Below are 3,748 nucleotides of genomic sequence, written 5' to 3' on the forward strand. Positions count from 1 at the left end.
AAATTTACCCACACAAAGTTGACACTATCTTTATATGTTAATTATTTAACAAAGTTAAAAATTTACGTTAGAGTGAAATAAAGGCTAGTAATTAACTCTTGTTTGGAGGTTTTATTTTTGAAACGGAACGCTGGTAAGTTATTATCACTGTTGTTGATCATGCTCTCAGCTTTTTTGTTAGCAGCTTGCAGTAGCCAACAAGCAAAAGCGTACGATCCTGATAAAAAAATTGGGTCCGCAATTAAATTATACGGTCACCGGGATCGATGCTTCTTCTGGTGAGATGGGTAAAGCAAAGAAAATGCTGACGGCTTACGGTCTAAAAGAAAAAAATTGGCAGTTAATGCCCAGTTCGACAGCAGCCATGGTCAGTACTCTAGGTAAAGCAATTAAAAATAAGGAACCGATCGTTGTAACGGCCTTTCAACCCCACTGGATGTTTGCAAAATACGATATGAAGTGGTTGAAGGATTCCAAAAATATCTTCGATAAAACTCAGCATTTTAGTACCGTTGCACGAAATGGCTTGCAAAAAGATAATCCTGGTGCATATAAACTATTACAGAATTTTCATTGGACGATCAGTGACTCATACTCGACCATGTTAAAAATCAACGGTGGCATGAAATCTGATAAAGCAGCTAAACAGTATATCAAAAGCCATCCTAAAAAGGTAAACGAAATATTGCAAGATGTGCCAGCTGGTCATGGTCAAAAAATCAAGCTAGTCTATACACCTTACGATTACGAACGTGCCGTCACTTATGTAGTCAAAAACTTATTAGTTCAAAAAGGTTATCAAGCTACTACTCAACAATTGGATGTTTCCATCATGTGGCAAGCACTAGCTTCTAAAAAAGTCGATGCCACGATGGTAGCACAACTTCCAGTCAGTCATGCTGCTTACGCGAAAAAGTATCGTGGTCAAGTTGATGAAGTACGCATTAATTTACCACATGCTCGCATCGGACTAGCAGTGCCAACTTATATGAAAGATGTTAATTCAATCGAAGATCTGAAAAAATAATACCTGCCTTGAATCTGTTTATAGCAACAGGTTCTTTTTCTGTAATTAAAAAACCTTCATCATTTTATCAAAATATCTTTTGAAATCTATGATCAAATTTTTTGTTATGAGCATTTATTCCACAGACTACTCGCTTGAAAATATTCAAATATGTAAGACTTATCAATACAGGATAGCCAAATAATTTAATAAGTCTAAAATTCTGATCAATAATTTTAAACTCCAGGCATATTTTTTCTTAGAAAATCTAATCCAGATTTTTTAGCTACTATTTAAGATTTAAATTCAAATCATTGAAAATTTTTACTCAAGGTATGATAATAATCCAATAGAATAATGGGATAAGCAAAATAATTTGCTTGTTAACCATTTGTAAAATCTGTAATTATTCTGTAATTTTTAGCAAGTTAGGCGTATAATCAGGGAGTGTTAAACAAACAGTCCAACTGTTTACATTTTCTAGGGGGGAAATTTTTTTGTGTGGAATTATTGCTTTTAGTGATCCGCAAGTGGACCACAAAGAAGAAACAATCAACTCGATGATGAAGTTGATTCAACATCGTGGTCCTAATATCGACGGTTGTGGCAACTTTACGGACAGTAAGGTCGCAATGGGATTTGTTCGGCTAAGTGTAATCGACCTAAAAAGTGGTGCTCAACCCTTATATAATGAAGATAATTCAATTTTGGTCACTTTTAATGGTGAAATCTATAACTACCAATCTTTAAGAAAAGAATTAATTAATACCGGCCATGATTTTAAGACAGCCACCGATACTGAAGTACTGTTGCACGGCTACGAAGAGTGGGGTATGGCAGGCACTTTAAAGCGAATTCGCGGTATGTTTGCTTACTTTATCTATGATACCAACAAGCAAGCCATGTATGGTGCCCGTGATTTCTTCGGGATCAAGCCTTTATATTATTACTTACAAGGCGAAACATTTATTGTTGGTTCAGAGATCAAATCATTCATGCGGCAGCCTAATTTTAAAATGGAGCTGAATAAAAGGGCTGTTAAACCTTATTTAATGAACCAGTACAATGACTTAAAGGAAACATTATTTAAAAACGTCTACCGTTTTCCTGCTGGCCACTGGTTCGAGTATTCTAACGGTCATTTAACAACGCACAAGTATTGGGATGCCCAATACAACATCGATGATAATCGCAGCGAAGAGGAAGTTATCGATCAAATCGATAAGACAGTCACTGAATCTGTCAAGCTTCACAATATTGCTGACGTTAAAGTTGGTAGTTTCTTGTCGGAAGGTGTTGATTCTTCCTATGTCACTTCCGTCTTGAAGCCGCAAGAAGTCTTTAGCGTCAATTTTGCCAACGGCCCTTTCGATGAAGCAAGTGTCGCAAAAGAGTTGGCTGATGAAAACGGCCTGAACTTTAACGTTGAAACAGTTGATGCCAAGGAAGCCTTTGATGATTTTCCAGAAATGCAGTATCACTTGGATGAACCAGATGCGAACCCCTCAGTAGTTCCATTATGGTATCTCTGTCGGCTAGCTCGTCGCAAGGTCACTGTGGCACTTTCAGGTGAAGGTGCTGATGAATTATTTGCTGGGTATGTTAACTATGGGATGCACTCTAAAAATGATACCATTAAATCAATTGCTTCTCGACTACACAACTTACCCGAAAAGAAACGTCAACGTGCAGCCAAAATAATCAAAAAAATGCCAAACTTTCCAGGTAAAACACAGCTTTACACTTGGGCGGCTGAACCATCTGATTATTATACAGGCGAATCATGGATCTATGATCCAACGCAGCCTTCGATTTTCACATCAAATCAGGCTAACCTGGTACTTCAGGGTGACTATCAAAATAATCTGACTATTAACAGTATCTACCAGGATGATTTTGGAAAAGTCAAAGATGTCGATGATGTTAAACAAATGCAATACATTGACTTACATCACTTCATGTTTAGCGATATCTTACAGAAAGCAGATAAGATCTCAATGGCACATTCGCTTGAATTGCGGGTCCCATTCCTTGATCGTAAGGTTGCCGAAGTCGCCAACAACATCCCGACTAAAATGTTATTGAACAAAAATGGCTCTAAGCAAGCTTTCCGAAAGGCTGCTTTAAGGCACCTACCAGAAGACTTCGCTAAGCGTCCAAAACTGGGGTTTCCTGTCCCAGTCAAAGATTGGTTAGAGGAAGAAGAATACTGTGACCAAGTTCGAGACCTCTTTGAAGAAAGTTGGGTCAACGAGATCTTTAATCAAAGACAGATTCTAAGACTGTTGCAAGATAACTATGAAGGCAAGATCAATGGTCGGAGACAGATCTGGACGATTTACACTTTCTTAGTTTGGTACAAACTATTCTTTATTGATTTTGATAACACAGTCAAAAAATATGGGCACGTTCAACCTGAAGTTCAAGCCTTAATGGATAGCGGAAAACTGGTGTAACTACAAATTACAAAGATAATAGCACAACTAAAATAAAGATCTTGACTGAGTACTCAATTTCAACCCTTTTAGGGGCTGGAACAAAACTACTGTATTCTAGCTTTAAATACAAGAACTACATCATAGGATGAAAGAATCCCACTATGATGTAGTTCTTTTTTGCTACAAGATTATTTTCCCTTTAATGCTAGTTTTGTCCCAGACTTTTTGTAAACAATTCATAGAAATAAAACAAAAATTTAGGATGTAATTGTTAGCCTGAATTATTCATACTTTTCGTTGCAGT

At 37.0% G+C, this 3,748-nt stretch carries 2 protein-coding genes; both read left to right on the plus strand.

Annotated elements, in window-relative coordinates:
• Positions 1–229 precede the first annotated feature (229 nt).
• Positions 230–1,027 carry a glycine betaine ABC transporter substrate-binding protein gene (locus FC65_RS09450; protein WP_235803125.1) on the plus strand — a complete coding sequence of 266 codons (798 nt, stop codon included), beginning with the start codon at positions 230–232 and terminating at the stop codon, positions 1,025–1,027.
• A 476-nt stretch (positions 1,028–1,503) separates the two neighbouring features.
• On the plus strand, positions 1,504–3,462 hold the full coding sequence (asnB, locus tag FC65_RS09455) for an asparagine synthase (glutamine-hydrolyzing) (protein WP_056972484.1): 1,959 nt from the start codon (positions 1,504–1,506) through the stop codon (positions 3,460–3,462).
• The last annotated feature ends 286 nt before the right edge of the window (positions 3,463–3,748 follow it).

Source organism: Ligilactobacillus acidipiscis DSM 15836, assembly GCF_001435755.1.
GTDB lineage: Bacteria > Bacillota > Bacilli > Lactobacillales > Lactobacillaceae > Ligilactobacillus > Ligilactobacillus acidipiscis.